The following is a 25,916-nucleotide window of genomic DNA, read 5'->3' as shown; positions in this document are numbered from 1 at the left end:
GAACTTATGAGACAGATTCTCGGTTTCGTTCTCTCCCTCCTGTTGCTGGGCCCGGTACAGGCCCGGCCGCTGATGGACATCGTCGATGTGCAGGGGGTTCGGGAGAACCAGTTAGTGGGTTATGGCCTGGTAGTGGGTCTGGATGGCACCGGGGATAAATCCCAGGTGCGTTTCACCAGCCAGTCCGTGGTCAACATGCTTAAGCAGTTTGGCGTGCAGTTGGATGACCGCATCGATCCCAAGCTGAAAAACGTGGCGGCGGTGGCGGTACATGCCACTGTGCCGCCTCTGGCCAGCCCGGGCCAGACCGTTAATGTCACGGTCTCCTCCATCGGTGATGCCAAAAGCCTGCGCGGCGGCACTCTGCTGATGACACCGCTACACGGTGTTGACGGTGAAGTGTACGCGGTGGCTCAGGGCAACCTGGTGGTGGGCGGCATCACCGCCGAGGGACGCAACGGCAGCTCCGTGACCATCAACACCCCCACCGTTGGACTGATCCCCAGTGGCGGCATCCTGGAAGCGGACATCCCCTCCACCTTCAGCGAACTGCCTGATATCGTGCTTAATCTGCGCCAGCCCAGCTTTAAGACCGCCCGCAATATCGAGCGCAGCGTCAATGACCTGTTCGGCCCTGACGTGGCCCGGGCACAGGACCACGCCAAAGTGCTGGTTCAGGCACCGATGGATCCTCGTCAGCGTGTGACCTTTATGTCGATGCTGGAGGAGCTGCAGGTGGAAGTGGGCCGCCAGCGGCCACGGGTGGTGTTTAACAGCCGTACCGGCACCGTGGTGATCGGTCAGGAGGTGCGGGTGCAGCGTGCGGCGGTCAGCCACGGCAACCTGACGGTCACCATCACCGAGCGTCAGCAGGTGAGCCAGCCTAACGCCTTCGGCGGTGGCGACACCACGGTGATTCAGGACAGTCAGATCGACATCAGCCAGGGCAGCGCCAACATGTTCGTCTGGCCGGAAGGCACCAGCCTCGATGAGATCGTCCGGGCGGTAAACAGCCTGGGTGCCGCGCCCACTGACCTGATGGCGATTCTGCAGGCGCTGGATGAAGCGGGCGCTCTGGATGCTGAACTGGTGGTGATCTGATGACGCGTATCGAACACCCCCAAAGTGCGTTGGCGGGCATGAGTGCTCACCAACTGAAGCAGCAGCATGGCGAGTCCGGTGCGGTGCGCGAAGTGGCCCGTCAGTTTGAAACCCAGTTTCTGCAGACGGTACTGAAGCAGATGCGCTCCGCCACCGATGCTCTGAAGGATGATGAGGGTCCCCTGAGCGAGAAGCGCGGTGTCTTCCACGACTTCTATGACGCCGAACTGGCTCAGAACATGAGTCGCCACCAGGGGATTGGCCTGGCGGAGGTGATGGTTCGCCAACTCTCTCCCCGCGAGGAGAGCACGCTAAAGCCTCAGGCCGAAGCGGTCGCCCATAACGGGCAAGAGACGCAACCGCAGGTGGTGCCTATCCGCGCCATGCAACCGGCCCTGGTGATCCCCCGGGCTGATAAGGAGTCCTGATGAACATGCTTGGTAATGGCCTTTCCGGGCTGCACGCTGCCCAGATGCACCTGGCCATCACTTCCAACAACATTGCCAATGCCACCACGCCCGGCTACAGCCGCCAGCAGTTGCTGGTGAGTGCCCGCCCCGGCGGCTTTATGGGCGCCGGTTCCGGCGTCCAGGTGGACGGCGTCCGCCGCGTGGCGGATGAATACCTGACCGCGCAGATCTGGCGCGCCAGCACGCAAGCGGGCTTTTCCAATACCAAAGCCAGCTACCTGGGCAAAACCGAAGAGGTGTTTGGTTCCAAGGGTGCCAGCATCTCCATGGGTCTGGACAGCTTGTTTGCGGCACTCAACTCCGCCATGGAGAGCCCCAACGACATCGCCACCCGTCAGAGTGTGATGAATGAAGCGAAGGCCCTGGCCAGCCGCTTCACCACCATCAACCAGAGCCTGGACAGTCAGCTCAAGCAGATTGAGGAGCAGATCAAGGGCTCCGTGACGGAGGTGAATACCCGTCTGGAAAACATCGCCCGGATCAACAAGGAGATCCAAAGCAACATGGGCAGCGGTGACGTGCCGCCCCAATTGCTGGATGCTCGTGATCAGGCGGTGGCAGAACTGGCTGAGATGGTGGACATCCGCACCACTGAGAATGCGGACGGCACCATCAACGTCACTCTGCCCAAGGGGCAACCGCTGGTGCTGGGAACCTCCCCGGCCAAGTTCGAAGCGTACCCGGACCCCAACAATCCCCAGTTCTCCGCGCTGAGCCTCTCCATTGGCGGCACCACTTACCAGATCAATGATGAGGTGGGTGGCAAGATGGGGGCGCTGTTCGAATACCGTGACACCAACTGGCAGCAGAGTCGTGACTTTATCGATGAGCTGGCGATGCAGATGGCGGATGGATTCAACGCCATCCTGGCCAACGGTACCGACCTGAATGGCAACGCACCGACGCTGGATCTCTTTACCTACGATCCGGCCAACCCGGCGGGCACGCTGAAGGTCACTGACGGCTTCACCGCCGAGATGCTGGCCTTTGGTAAGAACGGGGCGCCCGGTGACAACACCAACCTTAAGGACCTGCTGGCCTTTGCGGACACCAAGCTGACCTTCACCTCCCTGGGCAGTGACGCCACCCTTAATGAGGCGTACGCCATGTACCTGGGAGAGCTGGGGATCCAGAGCCGTCAGGCTCAGTTGGAGTCCGATTCCGCAGACGGTGAGCTGCTGCGTGCTTTGAACGAGCGCGACGGCGTCAGTGCCGTCAACTTGGATGAAGAGGGCGTCAACATCATCGTGTACCAACAGGCTTACCAGGCCAATGCGAAGGTGATCAGCACCGCTGATCAACTGTTCCAAACCATGTTGACCATGTTCTAAGAGGGCCAACCATGCGCGTTTCCATGCAACAGATGCACCGGCTGAACCTCAGCAGCATGCAGATGAATCAGGCCAACTACGGCAAAGTGCTGCAGCAGATGAGTACCGGTAAAAAGCTGAATGTGCCTTCCGATGATCCGCTGGGTGCAGTGCAGTCCCTCAGCCTTCAGCGGGAGCAGTCGTCGCTTAACCAGTACATGAGCAACATCTCCAGCCTGCGGATGAGCCTGAGCCGCTCAGAGTCCAGCCTGGATAACATGAACAATGTGCTCTACCGGGTGCGGGACCTGACCCTGCAGGGCAACAACGGATCTTTGACCCACGAAGACCGCAAAGGCCTTGCTGCTGAGCTGCGCGTGCTGCAGGACTCACTGGTGGAGCACGTCAACACCAAGGATGAGAAGGGCAAGTACATCTACTCCGGTAATGAGGTGAACACCCCGCCGGTGGAGCGCGATGCCAACGGCAACTGGGTCTACCAGGGTGATCTGGCCCAACGGGATGTGCCGGTGGGCGAGGGTAACTGGATCCCCGGAAACGACACCGCCGGTGCGGTGTTCTTTTCCGGTGGCAGCGACATCTTTAACGAGTTGGATAACTGGATCGCCGTGTTGGAGGACCCCAATCTGGCGCCCGGAGATCCGGCGTTTGAAGCCGCCTTCAACAGCGCCCTGGGCACCGTAGACAGCACCATGAGCAGCATCGGACAGACCATGACCGAACTGGGTGGACGTCAGCAGGCGATGGACCTGCTGGAGACCGCCCACCAGGATATCGGCATGTTTAACCAGGAACTGATCGGTGAGATTGAGAACCTGGATTACGCCGAGGCCAGCCTGGCGCTCGCCACCTACCTGACCGCTCTGCAGGCCACGCAGCAGAGTTACGTCAAGATCAACCAGCTCAGCCTGTTTAACCATCTGTAAGGAGACACACGATGGTCAGCGCCGTCTCAGACACACTGTCGGTCCAACAACGACGTCAGGCCCAGGCCGCTCCGGCCGGGGCGGTGGCCCATTCCGCCGAGGGTAAAAGCACCAGCAAAGCCGGTGTCAGCGTACCCCAGTGGCGAATGGAGAGTTATCGGCGCTGGGCAGCGGTGGGTCAGGGGCAACACCAGGTGGCCGCCGCGCAAACCGGTGCTCAGGTTTTGCGTCAGGCCAAAACCCAACTGTCGCTGCTTCAACGTCAGGTCGATCAGGCGATCCGTCAGGGCGACGGAAATGGTCAGGCAATGGCCCAGCAGCGGGATCGACTGCTGATGCTGAAGGCAGAATACCGCGGTAAGCCGCTGCTGGATCATCAGCTTAACCTGGTTCGCGGGCAGCAGGGGCCGGCGCCCCGACAGTACGCCATCAAGGGAGCGGACCTGAGCGCCGTTAAACCCCGGGATGAGCGGATCGCGGTGCAGCTCGGTGACCAGCGCAGTGAGTTTGTTCTGCCCGGGGAGGGCAATTCCGACCGGGTGATGGCGGCGCTGAAGGATGGCCTGTCGGGATTGGGCATCCAGGTTAAACGGGGCCAGGATGGCCGGCCCGTGCTGCTACTCGATGCCAAACAGCAGACTCAGCTTGAAGGGGGTCTGTGGATGGCAGGGCAGGGGCAGCGCCTGCCCGCCGGTGATGGCGTGGTGGTGAAAACCCAGGAAGTCTATCCCTGGGCGGATCCGCGGGAGTGGCGGTTCGACGGTCAAGAGCAACTGAAACAGGCGCAGGCCAAGATCCGCAAAACCCTGAATAAGGTGGATACCCAACTTAGCGAGTTGGATAACCTGCAGGCGACGGTGTCGGCCCGACTGGATAAGATCCGGCGCTTCACCGGCACGGGCGATGTGGACAGTGTGTTGGCGGAGCTCAACCGCGATCTGGCCCGCTCGCCCTTTGCCTCGCAGGTTGGCGCTTTGTTGGCTCAGGCCAACCTGTCCCGATCGCAGGTAACCGATTTGCTCAGGACCTGAACCGAAGTCCGCATGCCGACTGGAAAACGCAGCCTTAGTGCTGCGTTTTTTTATCGTTTCCGCGAGCCACTCTTGCCGCCTTGGCCCTTGTTCGCTCGGTCGGGGTTTTGCCTTTTCCACCTCGCCAGTAGGTTCGATTGCAAGAATGGGGTTCAACAGCCTCGATGCGGGAGAACAGCGGCGTGATGGACGCTGAGCGCATTACCGGAAATCGGACTTGCCAAGTGCGCCCATTCGGCCCGAGCAAGCACAAAAGCAGGGGCGTCACCCTTCAACGGGAGGGCCGTTCCGGAACATCAAAGTCGCGGTTATCTGGCGAGGTGTGTGGCCACTTACCTGGGAACAATGGAGAAGATCATGACGCTGACTGGCCTGGATTGCCTGATTGAATGCGGTGTCACCGCCGAGTCGTTAGCACTCGCTCTCAGCGAAAGCTTTGGCATACCTCCCGATTCGATTGTGATGCATCGGGAGCTGGCGGCACGAATCGATACGGTGATGAACAGCACCATCTGGGCTTGTGTGCACGCACAGAGTGATGACTCAAGATGGCGCTATATGATCGATATCGATGGTAAAGAGGAGTGGCCCTGGAGTGAGTGGCAGCATCGAATGAGTGATTTGGCGAACCATCTGGGAGGGCCTGTCTGGTACTGCGATGAATCCCAATGCGCTGATGACGCCATGTTGGTGGTTTACCCTGATGGGCGGTTTGAGTCCGTTCAACTGGATCCTGTGGCGCGACCGGCCAAGGTGGATGGAGTTGAATGGTGAGTTTGGGCACCCTGTTTGCACTGCGAGGCATCCCGAAGCTTTTAACGACAGTCGTTAAATTTTCATCGATTGCCGCTTTTAGTGTTGAGAAACAGTCCGTGCTCAAACTCGAGCGAATGGATTTAAATCCTTTAAAAACATAAAGATATGGTTAGTTTGCAAAATTTTTTGGATAACAGCTTAAGGAAATCGAGGGGCAGGACGTTTTGAGTAAGTGCAACAGTTAACAGCACTTCACTGGAGGAATCCCCATGCTGTCTATTCAAACTAACTACAACTCCCTGGTTGCTCAGAACTCTCTGGGTCGTTCCAACTCCGCCATGGGCACCGCCATGGAGCGTCTGTCTACTGGTTTCCGCATCAACTCTGCTAAAGACGACGCGGCTGGCCTGCAGATCGCCAACCGTCTGGAAGCTCAGTCTCGCGGTATGGGCGTTGCCATGCGTAACTCTCAGGATGCCATCTCCATGATGCAGACTGCTGAAGGTTCTCTGGACGAGCTGACCAACATCGCTTACCGCATGAAGGACCTGGCCACCCAGGGTGCTAACGGAACCAACGGTGCTGCCGAACTGGCTGCTCTGGATGCGGAATACCAGGAGCTGAAAGCCGAAGCGACCCGTATCATGGACGAAACCACTTACGGCGCTGGCGAGAAGCTGCTGAACGGCGGTAAATTTGGTGCTGGCGCAGTAACCTTCCAGATTGGCGCTTCCGCAGCGGAAACTCTGGACGTGGATGTGTCCGCTGAGATCGCTGCCATCGACTTCAGCGCCCTGGGCTCTCTGACCGATAACGCCGCTTCTAACGGCGAAATCACCGCGGTTGACGCCCTGTTCAACACCGTGAACGAAGCCCGCTCCAAGTTCGGTGCCAACATCAACCGTCTGGAGCACACCATCAGCAACCTGTCCAACATCGTTGAGAACACTGAAGCGGCCAAGGGTCGTATCATGGACACCGACTTTGCTGTTGAAACTGCCAACATGACCAAGAACCAACTGCTGGTTCAGGCCGGCACCAACATCCTGGCTCAGTCCAACCAGATGGGCGGCCTGGTAATGGGTCTGCTGTAAGATTCGGAATCTCTTCCGACTCAAAAATGGGGGCCTCAGGGCCCCTTTTTTGTGCCGCTTTCCCGGCGATTCTGGCATGTCGGTAGTGCCCGCCAACCCTTTTATTCATTGCGCCCTTGTCGGGTCTGCAGTCCCTTTCTGACAGCCCGTCAGGCCCCTTTGCAAATACCGGCTCAGCGTCGTTTGAAACGCTGGCCAAGTGACCTCATCGCCCGGTTGCTGAAACGGCACTTAGGTGCGCCGCCTGGCATTCAAGTCCCCCTCCATTCCCGACGCCTATAACTGCCAGGAGCGGCGGTTTGCCAAGCGGAAGAACGGTTTCCTTCCCCCCGAAACAACCGGAAGTATCGGTGTAGGCAATTGCATTAATTCGTTTCTAACACATTGATAATAAAAGACGTTGTGGGTTGGCACTAAGTTTGCAAACAAGTGTCAGCTAAAGGAGAGAGTATGATCGGTTCCGGTATCAACCCCGCTGATATGGCTTACATGCTGGTGCAGGCGGAGCGCGCCTCAAAGGACCAGCTTTACAGCATTCAAAAGAAGCAGTACGAAGCGCAGCTGGCGGCGTACAAAGCGATTGAGTCCAAGCTCAATAGCTTCAGCAGCAGCATGAAGGAGATCTCTGACGGCGCGTTCAGTAAGAAGGGCGTTGAGATCTCCGATGAGAGCATGGCCAACATCACCGCTGGCAGTGATGCGGCGACCGGTGACTACGCGTTTTACGTTAAGCAGATGGCCAGTGCCCATCAGCTCTCCTGGGAGTTTGATTCCCTTGACGGCCCGCTGCCGGCCGGCGAGATCTCGCTGAGTGTTGGCGGCGAAACCATGACCCTCAATATGGCGGACTACGCAGACCTTAATGAGCTGCGTGACGCCATCAATAACTCCGACCTCAACCCTGGCGTCCAGGCCTCGCTGGTACAGAGCGGCGATAAGGTTCACCTGGTGCTGACCGGTGCCGAAACCGGTGAAGGCAATGCCATCTCCATTGCGCACAATGGCACTGACATCACCGGCACCATGAACGAGATGGCAAAGGCCCAGGACGCCATTGTGCTGATGGGTGAGACCAACCCCATTGAGATCCGCTCTGCCTCCAACACCCTGGATAACGTCATCAGCGGCCTGACCATTGAGTTGAAACAGGCTCACCAGACCGACGCCAGTGGCAACTTTATCGGTGGCCCCCTGCGCGTTTCTGTCGGCCAGGACAAGGAAGCGATCACCGAGTCCGTACAGTCCTTTATTGATGAGTACAACGCTCTGATCGACGAGATCGGCAAGTACACCTTCGGCAAAACCACCGGCACCGGCGATGACGACACAAGTTCCGACGGTGTGGGGCTGCTCTCCGGCGACCCGGCGCTGCGGAGCCTCAGCCAGCGTTTGCGTAGCGAACTGTATGCGGAGTCCGCCGACGGCCTGCGTCTCTCTGATATCGGCATTGAGATCGGCCGTGACGGCAAGCTCAAGCTCAACAGCAGCGACTTTGAAAACGCCCTGGAAACCCACGGCAATAAGGTTCAGAACCTGTTCTCTGAGCCCGGCGGTCTGTTTGAGCGCATCGACGGTGCCCTGACCAGCTTCACCGAAAACGATGGTTACCTCAAAAACCGTCAGACCTCCATGGAGCAAAGCATCCGTCGGGTGGAAGACCGGATGGAGCAGCACGATATGCGCATGGAGCAGGTGTACAACCGCTACCTAGCGCAGTTTGTGCGCGTGGAGCAGTTGACCCTGCAGATGCAGCAGTCCAGCGGCCTGTTTTAACCCCTTTCCAGACCAGTAGAGAGATTCATGTTAAGCGACCAAAGCCCCTTTGATGCTTACAAGCACACCAATGTTAACGCCCGTGCCGCTGCGGCCAACCAGCACGAACTGGTGCGAATGCTGCTGGAGGGCCTGCTGGATGAGCTTGCTCGTGCCGAGGGGCATTTGGCCGCTCGTCGGGTGTCGGAAAAAGGCGCCAGCATCGGCAAGTGCCTGGACATCATCCATGGCCTCGACAGTGCGCTGGATATGGAGCAGGGCGGTGAGATCGCCCAGAACCTGCATCGCTTGTACGACTACTGCAGTCAGCAACTGTTTCAGGCCAGCCTCAAAAACGACGCCACTCTGTTTGCTCCCGTAGTCAAGGTGATCAGCGATGTCCGCGACGGTTGGCAAAACCTCAACTGATATTGAGCTCCGCGCACGCTGTCAGCAGTGGCAAAAGCTGGCTCGTTTGCTGACCCAGGCTGCGGATGAGCAGGATTGGGATCAGCTGCGAAAGCTGGATATGGCGATGCGACAGCGTCTGGAGCAAGCCGGGCGGGCTGAGGAACCGTCGGAACAGCATGCCCGTCGGGTGTTGGCAGAAGCCCACCGACAAGCACTGTTCCAGGTGGTGACGGCCCGGGATGAACTGGCAAACCGGATGCAGAAACTGCGTCAGGACAAGGAAGGCCTCAGCGCCTACGAATTGACCAAGCTAAGTGGAGACTAAGGTGCGGATATTCCCCTCATCCCCCCCAGCTCAAAATGCGACGGGCCCGATGGCTCAACCTGGCGAGCGTCAAACCGACACGGCCAGTGAAGGCTTTGGTCTGTTGATGCCCCTAAGCGGACCGGCCTCTATGGGACCGGAGACCAATGCCAGCTCAGTGCTGGCGAAAGGGTTTCGTGTCGGGCAGGCCGGGACGGTTGACGGTCAGGTGGCACCTCAGGTGGCACAGCCTCAAACCGGCATTGCCGTGTCACAGGGCGGCGAGGGTCTCGGTCAGACGGTCCCAAGTGGGCAGGTGGCCCAAATGCAGGGCGCCATTGACGGTCGCCCGGCACCGTTGACCACACCGATGACCCGCGCAGGAAACGCTGCGAACACGCGAGACACGCTTCTGCCTGCAAGCGCAGCCTTGGCCCAAAACCAACACGATGGCCGACCCTCAACGGGCGCTCTCCTCAGTGAACTGCCGCTGGCCAGTCGCACCGACAACACCCGTATCGGCAACACCGAACTGCTGGCCGCGCTGCGACCGGTAGTGAGTCCGGAGATGGCCGCTCAACTGGGTAGCGAGGGGAAAGGCAACGAGGGAACTGCCGCCGTTTCCGCCCTGGCGCAGAGCGGCTCTGCAACGACCAATGCCACCAATCCGGCAACCCGTGGTTTGCCCCAGTGGGGCCCGCTCAGCTTGCCGGGGGAGGCTCAGCATTGGGCTCGGGAGATGCTGACGCCGTTGCGGGACCAGCTTCGTTTCCAGTTTGAGCAACAGATCAAGAGTGCGGAACTGCGTTTGGACCCGCCGGATCTGGGCCGAATCGAACTGAACGTACGCCTGGAGGGAGAGCGTCTCATCGTGCAACTCAATGCCGCCAACCCCACGGTTCGCGAGGCGCTGCAAAGTGGCGCAGAGCGATTGCGTGACGAGTTGGGGCAGAGCCACGGCGGCCAGGTGGATGTGGATGTGGGCAGCGAAGGGGATGGACGACAGCCGGAGACCCGCGAGCCGGGTGTTGCCCGCGCCAGCCTGATCGCAGCCAGCCACAGCCGAGCGCCATCGGAAGACCCATTTAACCATCAGATTGATGCCCTGGCCTAGGGCAGGAGAAGGACATGCATTCCCAAGGGAGCAATCGCAACCAACTGGCCCGCAGCCTGGTGATTCTCGTCGCCGCCGCTGGAGGCAGCTACTGGGCTGGAACCCAGACATCACACTGGTGGGAGCAGGACACCAAGGCGCTCGCTGTTACCCCCACCGCGCACTTTCACAAGCTTGACCGCTTCGTTATCAGCATTCCCGGCGAACAGTATCAGCACTATGTCCAGCTTGAGCTGGCCATCAAGAGCAACTCCGCAGAGTTTGGCGAAGTGCTGACCCAGGCTGAACCGCTGGTGCGAAACGGTCTGATGCATCTGTTTTCCAAGAAGCATTATGAGGAGCTCAGCCAGCTCCAGGACCTTAACGGCCTTCAGAACGAGGTCAAGCTGCTGCTGGCGGACACCTTGAGCCGGAATGGCTACCCGGATCAGATCGACGACGTGCTCTTTACCCGACTCGTGGTGCAATAAAGGACGGCCCATGCTGCAGACCGAACACGCTTATCAGGATCCGGTGGCTACGCCCACCGGCCGGGCGCACGATGAAAACCACTATCTGCGTCAGTACCTGCCCCTGGTGAAACGGGCCATGGGGCAACTGCGTAGCCACTGTGGCCCAATGATGGGGCCTGAGGACATGGAGCAGATTGGCCTGATGGCCCTGCTTGATGCTCTGAGGCGGTACCCTGGTGAGCCTGACAACGGCTTTATCGCCTTTGCCAGTTTGCGGATCCGCGGCGCCATCCTAGACGAGTTGCGACGCCAGGACTGGCGTCCCCGCCAACTTCGTCAGCAATCCCACGAACTCAACGATACCGTTCGGCGGCTGACCCGTGAGTTGGGCCGCCCCCCTCATGACCAGGAGGTGGCAGAGGCGCTGGCGCTCTCCATGGACCAATACCGGGAGCGCCTTTACGCCTCTCAGGCGGAATCGTTACAGAGTTTGGATGAGCTGCTTGGTGCTGGCGCCAGCCTGGAGCAGGAGGGCAATGAAACCGAGCGCTTCCAGCGGCACCGCACTCTGGCCAGCGCCCTGGCCAAACTGAATCAGCGGGAGCAGCTGGTGCTCTCGCTCTACTACCAACACGAACTGAATCTCAAAGAGATCGCCCTGACGCTGGGACTTACCGAGTCCCGCATCTGTCAGCTGCACAAGCACGCCGTGAAGCAGCTCAAGGGGATCTATCAGGAGTGGGACCAGGATCAGTAAGGAATTACCCATGTTAAAGTTTTTTGGCCTGTTAACCGTTATCGCATCGGTGTTTGGGGGCTTTCTGCTGGCCAAGGGCCAACTGGCGGCACTGTGGCAACCGGCGGAAGTACTGATTGTGATGGGCGCCGCCATCGGTTCCTACATCATCTCTAACCCAATGCCGGTGTTGCGCGATACCCTGTCTCAGCTCAAAGGCATTGTCAGTTACGAGAAAGAGGACCCGGAGCTGTACCCACAGCTGTTCGGGCTGATGAATACCCTGATGGGCCAGATCCGGAGTAACGGCTTGAAAGTGCTGGATGAGCACATCGAGAAGCCGTTCGAAAGCTCCATCTTCCTGACCTATCCCGCCGTTCTGCGTCAGCCGATGCTGCTCAGCTTCCTGATCGACAATTTGCGCCTGCAGTCGATGGGCAAACTCACCTCCCACGAGTTTCAGCACCTGATGGATGAGGAGATCCACCGCTTGCAGGAGGACCGCATGCGTCCCTCCCACGCCATGCACCGCACCGGTGAGGCACTGCCGGGCTTCGGGATCCTCGCTGCGGTAATGGGTATCATCATCACCATGGGCGCCATCGATGGGCCGCTGACCATGATCGGTGTCCATGTGGCGGCGGCGCTGGTGGGCACCTTTATGGGGGTCTTTGCCTGTTACTGCCTGTTTGAGCCTGCTGCGTCCGCCATGGCCCACCTGATAGACCGAAAAATCGCGCAGCTCCACTGTGTCAAAGCGATCATGGTGGCTCAGGTTGCGGGCAAACAGCCGCTGTTAGCGCTGGATGCCGGACGCCGTTTGATTCAGGAGGAGAACCGTCCCACCTTCCTGCAGTTGGAGCGGTACCTCTCTGAGGAGCCGCGTTGATGGCGGGCGGCAAAGAGGTCGTGGTGCTGAAGGCCCGAACACTGGGCGGCAAGCGTGCCAATGCCAGCGGGGCCTGGAAGGTGGCGTTTGCCGACTTCACCCTGGCGATGATGGCGCTGTTTCTGGTGCTGTGGCTGGTCCAGATTGCGGATAAGCAGGAGCGCGCCGCTATCGTTCAGGCCCTGACCGGTGAATCCCTGCTGGATGCCAGCACCGGCAGCAGTTGGGATTCAAACCGGCCCCACATCCTGGAACTGGATGGCACCCTGTCGATGACCGAAGCGGTGATGCCCGCAACCGGTACCGGTGTTGACCGCGCCGGACCGGCGATGGTGAACCAGATCCCCAAAGGGGAGCGCGGAGCGGCAGCAGGGAAGGGCGACAGCCTCACCAGTCTGCTGCCGGGCCCGGTCGAGACACAGGCGCAACTTGAGGTGCTGGCCCGCGAGGCGACCCGCATCATCGAGCAGTCCGCCATTGCGGATAACGTGGCGGTGCAGGTTGTACCCCAGGGGCTGAAGATCCTGATCCGCGACAACCTGAACCAGTTTATGTTCGCCCGTGGTAGCAGCCGTATGACCCCCTATTTTGAGGATCTGCTGTTTGCCCTGGCGCCGTTGCTGAAGAAGGTGGAAAACCCGCTGATGGTTTCCGGCCACACCGACTCCACTCACTTTCGCAGCAACAACAGCAGCAACTGGGAACTGTCCAGTGAGCGCGCGCTGGAAGCGCGGCGCGCGTTGGAGTACGGCGGCGTAGGGCGTAACCAGTTCTTTAAAGTGGTGGGGATGGCCGATCAGGTGCCGGTGATTCACGATGACCCACGCGCCAGCGCCAATCGTCGCATTGAGTTGATGGTGCTGACTCACAAGGCGGAAGCGGAACTGCGTAACCTGTTCGGTGTGCCCGGCGGCCACAGTGTGCCGGTGGCCAAGCAGGCCGCGGAGGGCAATCAGCCCCGGGGGCGTTACGCTGAGGCGACGCAATGAGTGATGAGCAGCAGTGCGTCGAGGACAATCGACGGGCCCATGCACGACTGTCGTTACGCGATGATCCGGAGCAGCCCCTGGTGCTGGCCTGCGACGGCATTCCCGCCAGACTGATCAAGCCCCACTGGTTTCGCGACAAGGTGCTGGGCCTGGGATCATTGAAGGACGTGAGTGTTGGTGGGTGCGGCCTGATCAGTGCGGCCCCCATCGAGATGGACACCCAGGTACAACTGGAGATCGGGGAGTTGTTGTTGCCCTGCCGGGTAGTGCGAAAGAGCCCGGTACAGGGGGCACTGCACTTCTACGGGTTGTCCTGGGAGGAGATGGAAAAGACTCAGCTGTTGGCGCTCTACTCCGCCATCAGCCGATTGAAAAGCAAGAGGGATGGACGATGAGCCAGTTTCAGCGGCATGGTCCGGACAGATTACAGAAGTATTTTCTTTACCTCATCGTAGGGGATTGGCTGTTGCTGGGGGGCGTGGCTTTGGTGCTCGACTCGCTCACCTTTGTCTACGGCTGCATCATCGCCCTGCTGGTGGTGGCCTACAACATCCTGCTGATCAAGCTCTGCTTCTTCCGGGCACGGCGGGCCAGTGATGGCTACCTGCTTTACCCTGTGGTGTTTGCGGCCCTGCTTTCCTTCGCCATATTGGGGTACGTCTTCCTCTTCCAGTAGCGCTGACGGGTAACAACAGAACGCACGGCTTGCCGTGCGTTTTTTTTGTCATCCCAAAACCACCGCCTATGGCGGTGGTGAACAGAATTTCGGGGCTTTGCCCGTAGAGTTGAGACTTCTAAATATCTTCGCGTAAACGGATAAGTAGACGAGCCTCAAAATCGAATCCGTTTGATGTTGTCCGCCGGTCTTTCACGGCGAAAGCCGTCCCCCTTCGCCGACTCGCGGCGCCGAGCGGGAGCGACTGGGAATGAAGCCGAGGGCCATGGAAGGCCCGAGTGGCCAGCCGAGCATGGAAGCGAGTCTGGCCAGAGCTGAAATGGAAAGGAGAGGGAGCGAGGGGCTTTCGTCGCGCCGGAGGCATAGGGGAGTCCAGAGGGGCGTAAGCCCTTCTGGCGGCCGCCGGGCCGCTCCCGGCAAAGGGGGTAATGATACTTCTGAAGTCACATGCCTGTGGCATCCCCATAAACCAAAAAGCCCCCTTGAAGGGGGCTAATCAAAGCCACCTGCTATGCAGGTGGATATTTACATGCCGAAAGCCATTAGTGCTGAAAAAAGACAAAAAAAAACCCGCTGAAACTCAGCGGGTAAGATTGAATGCAATCAACAATCTAAGAAGGAAGTTAAGCAAAAGAACCAGGGAACATTATCGGCGTTGCTTAAGCGTCGATAACGTCGGATTTGGGCGGCGTAGTCGCCGGACTGTTCCGAATACAGGGCGTATTCTAGGTAGCTCCCCGGTTACCATCAAACTAGAAAAATTCCATTTTCAGATTAGAAAAAGTAATTTAATGCGCCGGTGAATGCGGGGGTGGAACAGTTCGGGAATAATTTGCCTGCCTGGTCACTAATGCCGCATAAAACGGGAGCTTAGGGTCGGATTTTTCTTCCTGAATGGCAAATGAATGAACGCTCGATATGCATCTTCAGGGTAAAAAAATCTAGTTTGTGTGCCAGATCTCTTGCGTCGGTGAGTTGATCCCGTCCCCGAGAGCTGGGTAGAGTGGCGCCGTTTACAACTCATGCTACATAACAACAACACAGGGAGCAGTAACACGATGTTAAGCAAGAGCAAGTGGAGCAGCCTGGTGGCCGCGCTGCTGTTAGCAGGGTGTCAAAGCAGCCTGCCTGTAGCGCCGGAAAGCCCCCGTGGACCGGTTGTGGATCAACTGCACGGCCAGGCAGTGGCCGACCCTTATCGCTATCTGGAAGACCCGCAACAGCCTCAGACTCAGGCGTGGGTCGAAGCACAACGGCTCTACGGTGAGACGCTGTTGGCGGCGATCCCCAACCGTGATGTTATTGAAAACCGCATCAGCGAGCTGTGGAACTACGAAAAAGTGGGCGCGCCCTGGTTCAAAGGGGAGCGTGAATTCTTCTTCCGCAATGACGGGCTGCAAAGCCAGTCCGTACTCTATGTTATTGACCAGCCCGGTGCAGAAGCACGGGTGTTGCTGGACCCCAACACCTTGTCCGACGCGGGCACCGTCTCCCTGAGCGGCATCTCCGTGAGCCCGGACGGCAGCGTACTGGGCTACGGCGTATCCCAGTCCGGTTCTGACTGGCAGCAGTGGCACTTTGTTCGTGTTGAAGATGGAAAGGCACTGGGCGAACCCCTTGAGTGGATCAAGTTCTCCACGCCCCAGTGGGACAAAGCCGGTGAGGGTGTATGGTACGCCCGCTACGACGCGCCGAAAGGGGAGGGCAAACTGGAGGAGGTGAACCGCTTCCAGAAGCTCTACTACCACAAGATCGGTGACGCACAGAGCGAGGACACGCTGGTGTTTGAGCGTCCGGACCAACCGGAGTGGGGCTTTGCCCCGACCCTGTCTGATGATGGCAAGACGTTGCTGATCAGCGTGTGGCAAGGGACTGACCGTCGTAACCGCGTCTATATGATGGACCTGGCCAGTGGCAAGGTTTCTCCTCTGGTTGCCGATCTGGTGGCAGAGGTCAGCTACCTGGGTAACGACGACAGCCGCTATTACTTCAAGACCGATCTGGATGCCCCCAACGGTCGCATCGTAGCCATTGATCTGGCGGATCCCAGCCCGGCCAACTGGCAGACTCTGGTGGCGGAATCCGCCTCTCCTATCGACAGCGCCAAGGTGGTGAATGACCACTTCGTTGTGGTGCGCCTGAAAGACGTGCTGGCGGACGTGACCGTTTACGGTCTGGACGGTAAGCAGCGTCATCACCTCGCGCTGCCGGGTGCCGGTCGCGTGGTGGGTCTGAGTGGCCGTCGCACCGACGAGAGCCTCTACTTCTCCTTCAACTCCACCATCCATCCGGCAGGGGTATACCGCTACGACTTCGACGGTGATGCGGTGAAAGCCCATCGACTGCCTGAAGTGGCGTTTAACCCGGAGGAGTATGTCTCTGAACAGGTGTTCTACAAGAGCAAAGACGGTACTCAGGTGCCGATGCTGATCACCTACAAGAAGGGACTGAAGAAGGACGGTGAGAACCCGACGCTGCTGTACGCCTACGGCGGTTTCAATATCTCCGTCACGCCACGCTTCTCCCCGGCGACTATCGCCTGGCTGGATATGGGTGGCGTTTACGCAGTACCCAACCTGCGCGGTGGCGGCGAGTACGGCCTGCACTGGCATCAGGGCGGCATGCGTGAGAACAAGCAGAACGTGTTTGATGACTACTTTGCGGCTGCCGAGTACCTGATTGAAGAGGGTTACACCCGGAGTGAGCGCTTAGGGGCGTACGGCCGTTCCAACGGTGGCCTGCTGATGGGTGCGGCACTGACTCAGCGTCCTGACCTGTTTGCTGCCGTGCTTCCGGCGGTGGGGGTGCTGGATATGCTGCGCTATCACAAGTTCACCATCGGTTGGGCCTGGATCCCGGAGTACGGCAGCGCGGATAACGCCGAGGATTTCGCGTTCCTCAAGGCATACTCCCCGTACCACAACGTGGCTGAGCGGGCCTATCCTGCCACCATGGTAATGACCGCGGATCACGATGACCGTGTGGTCCCTGCCCACAGTTACAAGTTCACTGCAGCGGTACAGGCGGCCCAACAGGGTGAAGCCCCCATCTTTGCCCGTATTGAGCACAATGCCGGTCATGGCGCGGGCAAGCCGACCGCCATGCGCATCGCGGAGGAGCGGGACATTTACGCCTTCCTGTGGCACAGCTTCGGGCTGACCATTCCGGACAATTTGTAAGCGTCTGCAACGGGAAAATGGCGGCCAAATGGCCGCCATTTTTATCGTTTTCTTCAAGTCTGGCCGTTTGTTAGCGCTTTTTATCAGTTATTTGCTGCGCAAGCGCGCTCTCGCCTCTCCCATCGCACAAAGGGCTCGGGTATAGTAGCCGGACCATTTAACAGAGCGATGGATGCTGTGGCGAGCGGAGCTTTTCACTGGCCGGTCCGCGTCTACTATTCGGACACGGACGCTGGCGGCGTGGTGTATCACGCCAATTATTTGAACTTCTTCGAACACGCGCGGACTGAGATGCTACGCAGCCTCGGTTTCGAGCAGGATCGGCTGATGGCAGAAAACCTGGTGTTTGCTGTCCGTCAGATGACCATCGATTTCGTCCGTCCCGCTCGGTTCAATCAACAACTCGAAGTCGTGACCAGTCTGGTCAAACTTGGCGGTGTCAGCCTGGTGTTTGAACAGCAGCTTATGGATGAGGCGGGTGAGGTTTATTGCCAGGCCCAGGTCAAGATCGGCAGCTTGAGTGCCGACTCATTTACACCGACAAAAATCCCTCAATCGATCAAACAGGAGCTTGCACGTGCCGGCTGAGATTTCGTTTATTGGCCTATTCCTGGAAGCCAGCTTGTTGGTCAAGCTGGTGATGATTTTCCTGCTGATGATGTCGATTGCCGCGTGGACGGTGATCTTCCAGCGACACAAAGCCCTGAAGGAAGCCCAGCGTCGGGCCACGCGGTTTGAAGACCGCTTCTGGTCCGGTGTGGACCTGAACCGCCTGTACCAGGAGCTTTCCGCCCGTGGTGACCAGAATACTGGCCTGGAGCTGATGTTCACCAATGGATTCAAAGAGTACGCCCGTCTTTCCAAATCCTCCCGCAGCGCAGAAGCGGTGATGGATGGCAGCTACCGGGCGATGCGCGTTTCCCTCTCCCGGGAGGTGGATAAGCTGGAACAGCATCTGCCGATGCTGGCCACCATCGGCTCCACCAGCCCCTACATCGGCCTGTTTGGTACGGTTTGGGGGATCATGAACTCCTTTATCGCCCTGGGCAGCGTGCAGCACGCCACCCTGAACATGGTGGCCCCCGGTATTGCCGAAGCGCTTATTGCAACCGCCATGGGCCTGTTTGCAGCGATTCCCGCGGTGATCTTCTTTAACCGCTTCTCCACCCGGGTTGAAAAGCTGGAGAACAGCTACGCCAACTTTATGGAGGAGTTCTCCGCCATCCTCCACCGCCAGGCATACAGCCAGCAGGGAGAACCCCGCGCATGATGGCCGGATACCAGCGTAAACGACGCCGTAAAGTGGCGGAGATCAACGTCGTACCTTACATCGACGTGATGCTGGTGCTGTTGATCATCTTTATGGCCACCGCCCCCTTGGTGACTCAGGGGGTGAAGGTGGATCTGCCTCAGGCCAGTGCCGAACCCCTCTCCGCTGACTCCAAGCCGCCGCTGGTGGCCTCGGTCAACAAAGAGGGGGAGTACTTCCTCGATAACGGCTCCGTGGATGAGCGCAAACCGCTGATGCTTGATGAGCTGGCGGCGCTGGTGGCGGCTGAGTTGCAGATCAACCCGGATCGGCCTGTGGTGGTGAACGGTGACCGACAAGTCTCCTATGACCAGATCGTTCAGTTGATGGTGAGCCTGCAGAGCGCCGGCGTACCGTCTGTTGGTTTGATGACGGAATCCAATGAGTAAGCAATCCAAACCCGGCCAGCAGCCTATCGGGCTGCCTCTGACCATCTCTGTGCTGCTGCACGCCGGTCTGCTGGGCCTGCTGGCAGTGAGTGTGGACTTCGCCAGCAAACCGAAGCCCCAGCCTCAGGCCAGCGCGCCGGTGGTGCAGGCGGTGGCGGTGGATAAGGCGCAGGTCGAGCAACATGTGGAACGGATCCGTGCCCAGGAAGCGGCAGCCCGTGAAGCGGAGCGTCAGCGTCAGGCAGAACTTGACCGTCAGGCCAAGGAAGCCGAGCGCAAACGCCAGGCCGAACAGGAGCGTCTGAGAAAGCTGGAGCAGGAGCGTCAGCAGCGTCAGGCTGAGATTAAGAAGGCGGAGGAAGCCGCCAAGCTGGCTAAGATCAAGCAGCAGGAGGAGGAGCAGCGCGCTCGTCAGGCTGCGGAGAAGGCCGCTAAAGAGGAAGCTGCCCGTCAGGAAGCCGAGCGTAAGCGCAAGGCGGAAGAGGAAGCGGCCCGCAAGGCAGAGGCCGAGCGCAAGCGCAAAGAGGAAGAGCGCAAGCGTAAGGAAGCGGAAGAGGCGGCGCGCAAAGCCCGTGAAGAAGACCTGGCTGCTCAAATGGCGGCAGAGCAAGCCGAATTGGCTGCGGTCCGTCAACAGCAGGTACTCAGCGAAGTTGACCGCTACTCAGTCCTGATTCAGCAGGCAATCAAACGCAACTTGCGGGAAGACCGCAGCATGCGTGGCAAAGAATGCCGTGTTCGCCTGATGTTGGCGCCGGATGGTTTTGTAATCAGCCAGAGCGTCATCAGTGGCGATGCGCAGGTATGTCGCGCGACGGAAGCAGCCATCCGTGCTGCCGGGAATCTGCCTGTCTCTGCTGAGCCTGATGTCTATCAGCAGATGAAAGATTTGACCATTACCTTTAAGCCGGAACTGTAAGGACATGATGAACAACTGGATCCCACGTATTGTTCAGGCCGTGATGGCCCTGGTGCTGCTGGTGTCGATGCCAGCACGTGCCACTTTGGAGATTGTGATCACGGAAGGGGTGAATGCGGCCCGTCCGGTCGCGGTGGTGCCTTTTGTGTGGGAAGGTCCCGGGCCGATGCCGGAGCAGATCAGCGATGTGGTTACCTCCGACCTGCGTCGCTCCGGCAGCTTCAATCCGCTGCCGGTTACTCAACTGCCCCAGACCGACATCAGCGTTGAGCCGCAGATGAACTTGGAAGCCTGGATCAACACCGGCGCCGAAGCCGTGGTGTTGGGGAAGGTCAGCCAGCAGGGGCCGGATCAGTTCAAGGTGAGCTTTGAGTTGGTGGATCTTATCCGCGCTCAGGCCACTGGCGGTGATTCCAAAGGCTTTGATGGCAACGGTCTGGTGCAAACCAAGGACCACGTGATCGAAGGCCGGGAAACCGTCATTCCGAAAGCGCAGTTTCGCCGCTATGGCCACCGTATCTCCGATCTGGTGTACGAAGCGCTGACCGGCACCAAAGGGGCCTTCCTCACCAAAATCGCTTACGTGACCGTGGATGAATCTGCCGCGCCCTTTAAGTTCCAGCTTCGTGTGGCCGACTATGATGGCTACAACGAGACGGTACTGCTGCGCTCACGCGAGCCGCTGATGTCACCGTCCTGGTCACCGGATGGCCGTAAGCTGGCTTACGTGTCGTTCGAAAACCGCCGCTCCGAGATCTACATCCAGGATCTCTACACGCAGCAGCGTGAGCGGGTGACCAGCTTTGCCGGCATCAACGGTTCGCCCTCCTGGTCTCCGGATGGCAAACAGCTGGCGATGACTCTGTCCAAGGACGGCAGCTCTGAGATCTATACCCTGGATCTGGCGACTCGCGCACTGAAGCGGATCACCAACCACTATGCCATCGATACCGAGCCGACCTGGTCGCCGGATGGCAAGTCGCTGGTGTTCACCTCCGAGCGGGGTGGTCGGCCCCAGATATATCGAGTATATTTGGATTCCGGTCGAATTCAGAGGCTTACATTCCAAGGTGAATGGAACCTCGGGGGTTCGATTACGCCAGATGGTCGCTATCTGGTGATGGTAAATCGCACCAACGGAAAATTTAACATTGCGCGCATGGAGCTGAGCACCGGCTACATGGACGTTCTCACCGAGACCTATCTCGATGAGTCTCCAAGTGTGGCGCCCAATGGCAGCATGATCATCTATGGGACCACCCATAATGGTCGACAAGTTTTGGCTGCGGTCTCCATGGATGGCCGTTTTAAGGCGCGACTGCCAGTGCAGGTGGGCAACGTAAAAGCCCCTGCCTGGTCGCCGTACCTCTAAGAAGTATCGTCATTAAGTAGAAAAAATAGGATTCGTCCGATGAAATTGAACCAAGTTCTTAAGGGTTTGCTGATTGCGGTTCCGGCTCTGGCTCTGACTGCTTGTAGCTCTACCAGCGACACCGATGCCCAGTCCTCCTCCAGCTCTAACCAGCAGCAGGTTGAATCCGGCGTACAAACCGGTGCCATCGAGCAGGTACAGACTCCGGAAGAGATCCAGCGTCAGAAGTACGAGCAGCTGCGTCAGGAGCACATCATCTACTTCGACTTCGACCGCAGCGATGTTGCTGGTCAGTATGCCGAGCTGCTGGAAGCCCACGCGGCGTTCCTGGTTGAAAACCCGAGCACCAAGGTACTGATCGAAGGTCACGCCGACGAGCGCGGTACTCCTGAGTACAACATCGCCCTGGGCGAGCGTCGTGCCAAGGCTGTAGAGCGTTACCTGCAGGGTCTGGGCGTACTGTCTTCTCAAATCACCATCGTTTCCTACGGTGAAGAGAAGCCGCTGGACTCCTCTGCCACTGATGCTGCGCACGCCAAAAACCGTCGTGCAGTACTGGTGTACTAATCCGAAAGGAAAGCTATGAAGCGAGTCGTCATTGTTACGGCACTTCTATGCTGGGGGGCGCAGCCATTGGCTGCGCCCGCTCCCGTTGTAGAGGCTGCCCCAAGTAATGCCCGCACAGGTGACCTGCACAGCCGTGTGGATCGTCTGGAGCGTCAGATGCAAGCCCGCAACCAGTCTCAGTTGCAGCTCCAGCAAACTCTGGATCAGATGCAGCGTGAAATTGGTGAACTGCGAGGTCAGAGTGAGAGCCAGGCCTACCAGATCCAGCAGATGCTGGAACGCCAGCGCCAGCTCTATCAGGACCTGGCAAAACTGCAAAGTGCTCCTCAGGCCGCTGCTCCAGCTGCCACTTCCACCCCCAGTTCCCCATCGGTTTCCTCCCTCTCTGAAGCGGACGCCTATACCCAGGCGCTGAACCTGGCCACCAAAGAGCGTCGCTTTGATGATGCCATCCCGGCCTTCCGTAGCTTCATCGAGCAGTATCCCGAGTCCAGCTATACTGCCAATGCGTATTATTGGCTGGGACAGTTGCTCTACAATCAGGGGCAATTGGGCGAAGCGGCAACCATGTTCGGTACCGTGGCAGACAAATATCCTCAGTCCTCAAAGCGCTCTGACTCCTTGCTGAAGCAGGGTCTGATCGCGGACCGACAAGGGGATAAGGCGAAAGCCCAGCGGTTTTTCAAGCAGGTGATCAGCGAATACAGCGGCAGCAGTGCTGCCCAGATGGCGCAAAAACACCTCAACTAAATGCCGTCAAAGGCCTGTTGGCACTGGATAAATTGGATTTTTTAACCGTTTCGGCGCTTTTGTGGGCAAGCGGCACGAAAATCTGAAAATCCGGTTGCATGGCCAAACGAACTTGGTATTATAGCCGCCCGTCGACAGGGGAGGGCGTCAAGCCTGACACTGAAGACGTATCAGAGTGGGTTGTTAGCTCAGTTGGTAGAGCAGTTGGCTTTTAACCAATTGGTCGAAGGTTCGAGTCCTTCACAACCCACCACTCTTCGCCCTCAGCGAAGGCACTTTTAGTGGGTTGTTAGCTCAGTTGGTAGAGCAGTTGGCTTTTAACCAATTGGTCGAAGGTTCGAGTCCTTCACAACCCACCACTCTTCGCCCTTAGCGAAGGCACTTTTAGTGGGTTGTTAGCTCAGTTGGTAGAGCAGTTGGCTTTTAACCAATTGGTCGAAGGTTCGAGTCCTTCACAACCCACCACTCTTCGCCCTCAGCGAAGGCACTTTTAGTGGGTTGTTAGCTCAGTTGGTAGAGCAGTTGGCTTTTAACCAATTGGTCGAAGGTTCGAGTCCTTCACAACCCACCACTCTTCGCTCCATAGCGAAATCCTATCGTGGGTTGTTAGCTCAGTTGGTAGAGCAGTTGGCTTTTAACCAATTGGTCGAAGGTTCGAGTCCTTCACAACCCACCACCTCTTCGCCTCTCGCGAAATCCCCTGTGGGTTGTTAGCTCAGTTGGTAGAGCAGTTGGCTTTTAACCAATTGGTCGAAGGTTCGAGTCCTTCACAACCCACCACCTCTTTGTTTCTCGCGAAATCCCCCAGTGGGTTGTTAGCTCAGTTGGTAGAGCAGTTGGCTTTTAACCAATTGGTCGAAGGTTCGAGTCCTTCACAACCCACCACGCTTTGTTTTATTTCTCTCTCCGTTTTTTGTTGTTGTTGTGGTATTTCGCCAGCGACCCATCCATTTCTCGCAGTTTTCCCTGTCGCCCTATACCGCCGATATATCGCGTTCAATATTTATTTCGGCATTTAAGTGACTTAGAAAAAGCCAGGCAAAAGCGTAAAACTTCCTGTTTCATCATGGAATAAAGTTCGAATTCTGTACTATGTTGATTGCAGGTAGCGCAGATGTTCCTGTTCTGTCTTCGACTTTTTGCCAATACAGGGTGGGGTGTGGCTGCTGGATAGTACGTTTGGATCATAACTATGACAGGGAGAGATCTAGGTGAACACGTTCAAACTGCCAAAAACTGCACTAGCTCCAGTGGCAATGGCGCTACTGGCGGCTTCACCACTTGCCCAGGCTGATACTGAGTTCAAATTTGGCGGCTACGTCAAAGCGGACTTGATGGTCAGTGACTACAGTAACGGCGCGCCGGGAGACAGTAATCTGTCCCGTCAGTTTTACGTGCCGGGCACCATCTATGGAGACGACACCCGTGCCAGCACGGTGACCGACTTCCAGGCCCGTGAAACCCGCTTCAACTTCACTTCCAACACCGATATGGATGGTCATAAGCTGAAGTTCTTCCTGGAGTTGGATTTCTTCACTCACTCTGACGGTAACCAGCGGGTGTCTAACAGCTACTCACCGCGTCTGCGTCACGCTACCGTCACGTTCGACAACTGGACCGCCGGTCAAACCTGGAGTACCTTCCAGAACCCCGGAGCACTGCCCGAAGCGTTGGACTTCGTGGGCGCAGCTGAAGGCACACCCTTTGTTCGTCAGGGTCTGATCCGCTACACCGCAGGCGGCTTCCAGGTTGCAATTGAAAACCCGAAAGCCACCTTTACCAATGCGGATGGCAGTCGCAGAGAGTCTGACTCCAGCTACATTCCGGATCTGGTGGCTCGCTATAACTTCAAAGGCGGCGATGCCAGCTTCTCTCTGGCGGGTCTGCTGCGTCAGTTGGAGATCGATGAGGGTGGACTGGACGAAAGCGAAACCGGCTATGGCGTCTCCTTTGCCGGTGTCGTGCCGGTATTCAACCGGGATATGCTGAAGTTTATGCTGAACTACGGTGATGGTGCAGGGCGTTATATTGCACTGAACTTCGTGAACGGCGCAGCATTGACCGGCAGCGGCGCGGATACCATCTCCTCCGTATCCGGTTTTGTCTCCTACCAGCACTGGTGGAATGATCGCTGGCGCACCAACATCACCGCATCGGCCTTCGAAGCGGATAACCCGGATGTACTGAAAGACTCCAACGCTAATGAAACCTCATACAGCGGTAACATCAACCTGCTGTACTCGCCGGTGAAGCCGGTAACCATTGGGGTGGAGTACCTGTACGCTCTTAACGAACAGGCGGACGGTGACGACGGAGAGCTTAACCGCTTTATGCTCTCCTTCAAGTACGCCCTGTAAGCGTTACGCGCAAGAAAAAGGCCGGCATATGCCGGCCTTTTTAATGCAATGAGCGTTAGCCCTGAATCTGAGTAAAGTAGTGGTAGATGCCGCTTAACAACTCGTTCGTAGCGACCGAAGCCAGAATCAAACCCATTACCCGACTGACGATGGCGGCACCTGCGGTACCGATAACCCGCTGAATCGGATTGGCCAGCATCAGCAGCAGCAGGGTGATGGCCAGTACCGAAATCATGATACCCGCCGTTACGGCCTGCTGAGCAAAGCTGAAGCGGTAGTTGTCGGTCAGCATCACAATGGCCAGCATGGCACCCGGGGAGGCGATAGAGGGGATGGCCAGCGGGTAGACCGCTTTGTCCCAGAGGTTTTCATCCTTGAGCGCCATCTCCTGCTCAGGCTTGCTCTCGCCGAAGATCATGGTCAGTGCAAATAGCAACAGCACCAGACCACCGGCAACCTGGAAGGCGGGAAGGGGGACTTCCATCGCTTCCAGCAGCACCTGGCCCGCGACCAAAAAGAACAGCAGCGTGATGGCGGAGATAAAGATGGCTTTGAAAGCGATGCGACGTTGCTGTGCGGCACTCATTCCTTTGGTATTAGAGAGAAATACCGGCACGGATCCCAGGGGATCGATCACCGCCCAAAGCAGAACAAATTGTGTCAACAGCAAATCCAACATGCTTTCTCCTCCTCGTTAATAAGGCTTTTATTTTACTACAAAAAAAGCGGCCTGATGGCCGCTTCTTCAGGAGAATTCTGAATCTTAGGCGTACAGGCCCAGGTTTTCCTTGGCAAACGCTTCAAAATCGTCGCAACCGCCCACGTGCTGCTGGTCTACAAAGATCTGCGGCACGGTGTGAACCGGCTTACCAACGGTCTTTTCCAGGTCTTCCTTGGAAACGCCCTCGGCGTGCATGTCGACGTAACGGAATTTGAAATCGTCACGGTCTTCTTGCAGCTGTTCAGCAATTTGTTTAGCACGTACGCAGTAGGGGCAGCCCGGGCGGCCAAAAATAACCACAAACATAGTGTTCTCCATTTG

At 58.0% G+C, this 25,916-nt stretch carries 28 protein-coding genes and 7 tRNA genes; 33 read left to right on the top strand and 2 right to left on the bottom strand.

Features of this window, described 5'->3' with window-relative positions:
* Positions 1 to 6: 6 nt before the first annotated feature.
* The 33 genes from KUV52_RS15370 to KUV52_RS15210 all read left to right on the top strand — a co-directional run bounded on the left by KUV52_RS15370 (position 7) and on the right by KUV52_RS15210 (position 24,874).
* On the top strand, positions 7 to 1,101 hold the full coding sequence (locus tag KUV52_RS15370) for a flagellar basal body P-ring protein FlgI (protein WP_222526779.1): 1,095 nt from the start codon (positions 7 to 9) through the stop codon (positions 1,099 to 1,101).
* Positions 1,101 to 1,529: a rod-binding protein gene (locus KUV52_RS15365; protein WP_222526778.1), complete on the top strand. Its 429-nt coding sequence runs from the start codon at positions 1,101 to 1,103 to the stop codon at positions 1,527 to 1,529. The genes KUV52_RS15370 and KUV52_RS15365 overlap by 1 nt, the downstream gene beginning before the upstream one ends.
* The gene (gene flgK / locus KUV52_RS15360; RefSeq protein WP_222526777.1) at positions 1,529 to 2,902 is read left to right on the top strand and encodes a flagellar hook-associated protein FlgK; all 1,374 of its coding nucleotides are present in this window, start codon (positions 1,529 to 1,531) and stop codon (positions 2,900 to 2,902) included. Before KUV52_RS15365 ends, flgK begins: the two co-directional genes overlap by 1 nt.
* Positions 2,903 to 2,913: 11 nt before the next feature.
* On the top strand, positions 2,914 to 3,828 hold the full coding sequence (gene flgL / locus KUV52_RS15355) for a flagellar hook-associated protein FlgL (protein ID WP_222526776.1): 915 nt from the start codon (positions 2,914 to 2,916) through the stop codon (positions 3,826 to 3,828).
* 11 nt (positions 3,829 to 3,839) lie between these two features.
* Positions 3,840 to 4,859: a hypothetical protein gene (locus KUV52_RS15350; protein WP_222526775.1), complete on the top strand. Its 1,020-nt coding sequence runs from the start codon at positions 3,840 to 3,842 to the stop codon at positions 4,857 to 4,859.
* Between the two features lie 357 nt (positions 4,860 to 5,216).
* Complete coding sequence (locus KUV52_RS15345) at positions 5,217 to 5,633, top strand: hypothetical protein (protein WP_222526774.1); 417 nt, start codon at positions 5,217 to 5,219, stop codon at positions 5,631 to 5,633.
* 251 nt (positions 5,634 to 5,884) lie between these two features.
* Entirely contained in the window at positions 5,885 to 6,709 is an 825-nt protein-coding gene (gene lafA, locus KUV52_RS15340; protein WP_222526773.1) for a lateral flagellin LafA, read from the top strand.
* 450 nt (positions 6,710 to 7,159) lie between these two features.
* A complete protein-coding gene (fliD, locus tag KUV52_RS15335) occupies positions 7,160 to 8,482 on the top strand; it encodes a flagellar filament capping protein FliD (RefSeq protein WP_222526772.1) in 1,323 nt (440 codons plus the stop codon).
* A 27-nt stretch (positions 8,483 to 8,509) separates the two neighbouring features.
* Positions 8,510 to 8,890, top strand: coding sequence for a flagellar export chaperone FliS (fliS, locus tag KUV52_RS15330; RefSeq protein WP_222526771.1), 381 nt, complete (start codon positions 8,510 to 8,512; stop codon positions 8,888 to 8,890).
* Complete coding sequence (locus tag KUV52_RS15325; protein WP_222526770.1) at positions 8,859 to 9,197, top strand: hypothetical protein; 339 nt, start codon at positions 8,859 to 8,861, stop codon at positions 9,195 to 9,197. The genes fliS and KUV52_RS15325 overlap by 32 nt, the downstream gene beginning before the upstream one ends.
* A 49-nt stretch (positions 9,198 to 9,246) precedes the next feature.
* Complete coding sequence (locus KUV52_RS15320) at positions 9,247 to 10,290, top strand: flagellar hook-length control protein FliK (RefSeq protein WP_222526769.1); 1,044 nt, start codon at positions 9,247 to 9,249, stop codon at positions 10,288 to 10,290.
* 14 nt (positions 10,291 to 10,304) lie between these two features.
* On the top strand, positions 10,305 to 10,760 hold the full coding sequence (gene fliL / locus KUV52_RS15315) for a flagellar basal body-associated protein FliL (protein ID WP_222526768.1): 456 nt from the start codon (positions 10,305 to 10,307) through the stop codon (positions 10,758 to 10,760).
* Positions 10,761 to 10,770: 10 nt separating this feature from the next.
* A complete protein-coding gene (locus tag KUV52_RS15310) occupies positions 10,771 to 11,499 on the top strand; it encodes an RNA polymerase sigma factor FliA (protein WP_222526767.1) in 729 nt (242 codons plus the stop codon).
* Between the two features lie 10 nt (positions 11,500 to 11,509).
* Positions 11,510 to 12,367 (top strand): flagellar motor stator protein MotA, encoded by an 858-nt coding sequence (motA, locus tag KUV52_RS15305; protein ID WP_222526766.1) that lies wholly within the window; start codon positions 11,510 to 11,512, stop codon positions 12,365 to 12,367.
* Complete coding sequence (locus tag KUV52_RS15300; RefSeq protein WP_222526765.1) at positions 12,367 to 13,356, top strand: flagellar motor protein MotB; 990 nt, start codon at positions 12,367 to 12,369, stop codon at positions 13,354 to 13,356. The genes motA and KUV52_RS15300 overlap by 1 nt, the downstream gene beginning before the upstream one ends.
* Positions 13,353 to 13,751: a PilZ domain-containing protein gene (locus KUV52_RS15295; protein ID WP_222526764.1), complete on the top strand. Its 399-nt coding sequence runs from the start codon at positions 13,353 to 13,355 to the stop codon at positions 13,749 to 13,751. Before KUV52_RS15300 ends, KUV52_RS15295 begins: the two co-directional genes overlap by 4 nt.
* On the top strand, positions 13,748 to 14,032 hold the full coding sequence (locus tag KUV52_RS15290) for a hypothetical protein (protein WP_222526763.1): 285 nt from the start codon (positions 13,748 to 13,750) through the stop codon (positions 14,030 to 14,032). Before KUV52_RS15295 ends, KUV52_RS15290 begins: the two co-directional genes overlap by 4 nt.
* 1,058 nt (positions 14,033 to 15,090) lie before the next feature.
* A complete protein-coding gene (locus tag KUV52_RS15285) occupies positions 15,091 to 17,211 on the top strand; it encodes a prolyl oligopeptidase family serine peptidase (protein WP_222526762.1) in 2,121 nt (706 codons plus the stop codon).
* A gap of 168 nt (positions 17,212 to 17,379) precedes the next feature.
* Positions 17,380 to 17,799, top strand: a complete 420-nt coding sequence (gene ybgC, locus KUV52_RS15280; RefSeq protein ID WP_222526761.1) for a tol-pal system-associated acyl-CoA thioesterase — start codon at positions 17,380 to 17,382, stop codon at positions 17,797 to 17,799.
* Positions 17,789 to 18,481, top strand: coding sequence for a protein TolQ (tolQ, locus tag KUV52_RS15275; RefSeq protein WP_222526760.1), 693 nt, complete (start codon positions 17,789 to 17,791; stop codon positions 18,479 to 18,481). The genes ybgC and tolQ overlap by 11 nt, the downstream gene beginning before the upstream one ends.
* The gene (tolR, locus tag KUV52_RS15270; protein WP_222526759.1) at positions 18,478 to 18,909 is read left to right on the top strand and encodes a protein TolR; all 432 of its coding nucleotides are present in this window, start codon (positions 18,478 to 18,480) and stop codon (positions 18,907 to 18,909) included. The genes tolQ and tolR overlap by 4 nt, the downstream gene beginning before the upstream one ends.
* The gene (gene tolA, locus KUV52_RS15265) at positions 18,902 to 19,828 is read left to right on the top strand and encodes a cell envelope integrity protein TolA (protein WP_222526758.1); all 927 of its coding nucleotides are present in this window, start codon (positions 18,902 to 18,904) and stop codon (positions 19,826 to 19,828) included. Before tolR ends, tolA begins: the two co-directional genes overlap by 8 nt.
* A gap of 7 nt (positions 19,829 to 19,835) precedes the next feature.
* On the top strand, positions 19,836 to 21,200 hold the full coding sequence (tolB, locus tag KUV52_RS15260; protein WP_222526757.1) for a Tol-Pal system beta propeller repeat protein TolB: 1,365 nt from the start codon (positions 19,836 to 19,838) through the stop codon (positions 21,198 to 21,200).
* 39 nt (positions 21,201 to 21,239) lie between these two features.
* Complete coding sequence (pal, locus tag KUV52_RS15255) at positions 21,240 to 21,767, top strand: peptidoglycan-associated lipoprotein Pal (RefSeq protein ID WP_222526756.1); 528 nt, start codon at positions 21,240 to 21,242, stop codon at positions 21,765 to 21,767.
* A gap of 15 nt (positions 21,768 to 21,782) precedes the next feature.
* Positions 21,783 to 22,517 carry a tol-pal system protein YbgF gene (ybgF, locus tag KUV52_RS15250; protein ID WP_222526755.1) on the top strand — a complete coding sequence of 245 codons (735 nt, stop codon included), beginning with the start codon at positions 21,783 to 21,785 and terminating at the stop codon, positions 22,515 to 22,517.
* 177 nt (positions 22,518 to 22,694) lie between these two features.
* A tRNA-Lys gene (locus KUV52_RS15245) sits at positions 22,695 to 22,770 on the top strand.
* A gap of 30 nt (positions 22,771 to 22,800) precedes the next feature.
* Positions 22,801 to 22,876, top strand: a tRNA-Lys gene (locus KUV52_RS15240).
* Positions 22,877 to 22,906: 30 nt separating this feature from the next.
* Positions 22,907 to 22,982 (top strand) — tRNA-Lys (locus tag KUV52_RS15235).
* A gap of 30 nt (positions 22,983 to 23,012) precedes the next feature.
* Positions 23,013 to 23,088: transfer RNA gene (locus tag KUV52_RS15230), tRNA-Lys, on the top strand.
* 29 nt (positions 23,089 to 23,117) lie between these two features.
* Positions 23,118 to 23,193: transfer RNA gene (locus KUV52_RS15225), tRNA-Lys, on the top strand.
* Between the two features lie 28 nt (positions 23,194 to 23,221).
* Positions 23,222 to 23,297: transfer RNA gene (locus KUV52_RS15220), tRNA-Lys, on the top strand.
* A gap of 29 nt (positions 23,298 to 23,326) precedes the next feature.
* Positions 23,327 to 23,402 (top strand) — tRNA-Lys (locus KUV52_RS15215).
* A 326-nt stretch (positions 23,403 to 23,728) separates the two neighbouring features.
* Complete coding sequence (locus tag KUV52_RS15210; RefSeq protein ID WP_315900122.1) at positions 23,729 to 24,874, top strand: DcaP family trimeric outer membrane transporter; 1,146 nt, start codon at positions 23,729 to 23,731, stop codon at positions 24,872 to 24,874.
* Between the two features lie 55 nt (positions 24,875 to 24,929).
* Here KUV52_RS15210 and KUV52_RS15205 read toward each other — a convergent pair whose 3' ends face one another.
* Positions 24,930 to 25,553 (bottom strand): MarC family protein, encoded by a 624-nt coding sequence (locus KUV52_RS15205; RefSeq protein WP_409996482.1) that lies wholly within the window; start codon positions 25,551 to 25,553, stop codon positions 24,930 to 24,932.
* Between the two features lie 84 nt (positions 25,554 to 25,637).
* Positions 25,638 to 25,901 carry a GrxA family glutaredoxin gene (locus tag KUV52_RS15200; protein ID WP_222526754.1) on the bottom strand — a complete coding sequence of 88 codons (264 nt, stop codon included), beginning with the start codon at positions 25,899 to 25,901 and terminating at the stop codon, positions 25,638 to 25,640.
* Positions 25,902 to 25,916 lie beyond the last annotated feature (15 nt).

This window comes from Ferrimonas balearica (genome assembly GCF_019802055.1).
GTDB lineage: Bacteria > Pseudomonadota > Gammaproteobacteria > Enterobacterales > Shewanellaceae > Ferrimonas > Ferrimonas balearica_A.
The sequence above is the reverse complement of the archived record's forward strand: the minus strand, read 5'-3'. Positions and strand labels throughout refer to the sequence as shown.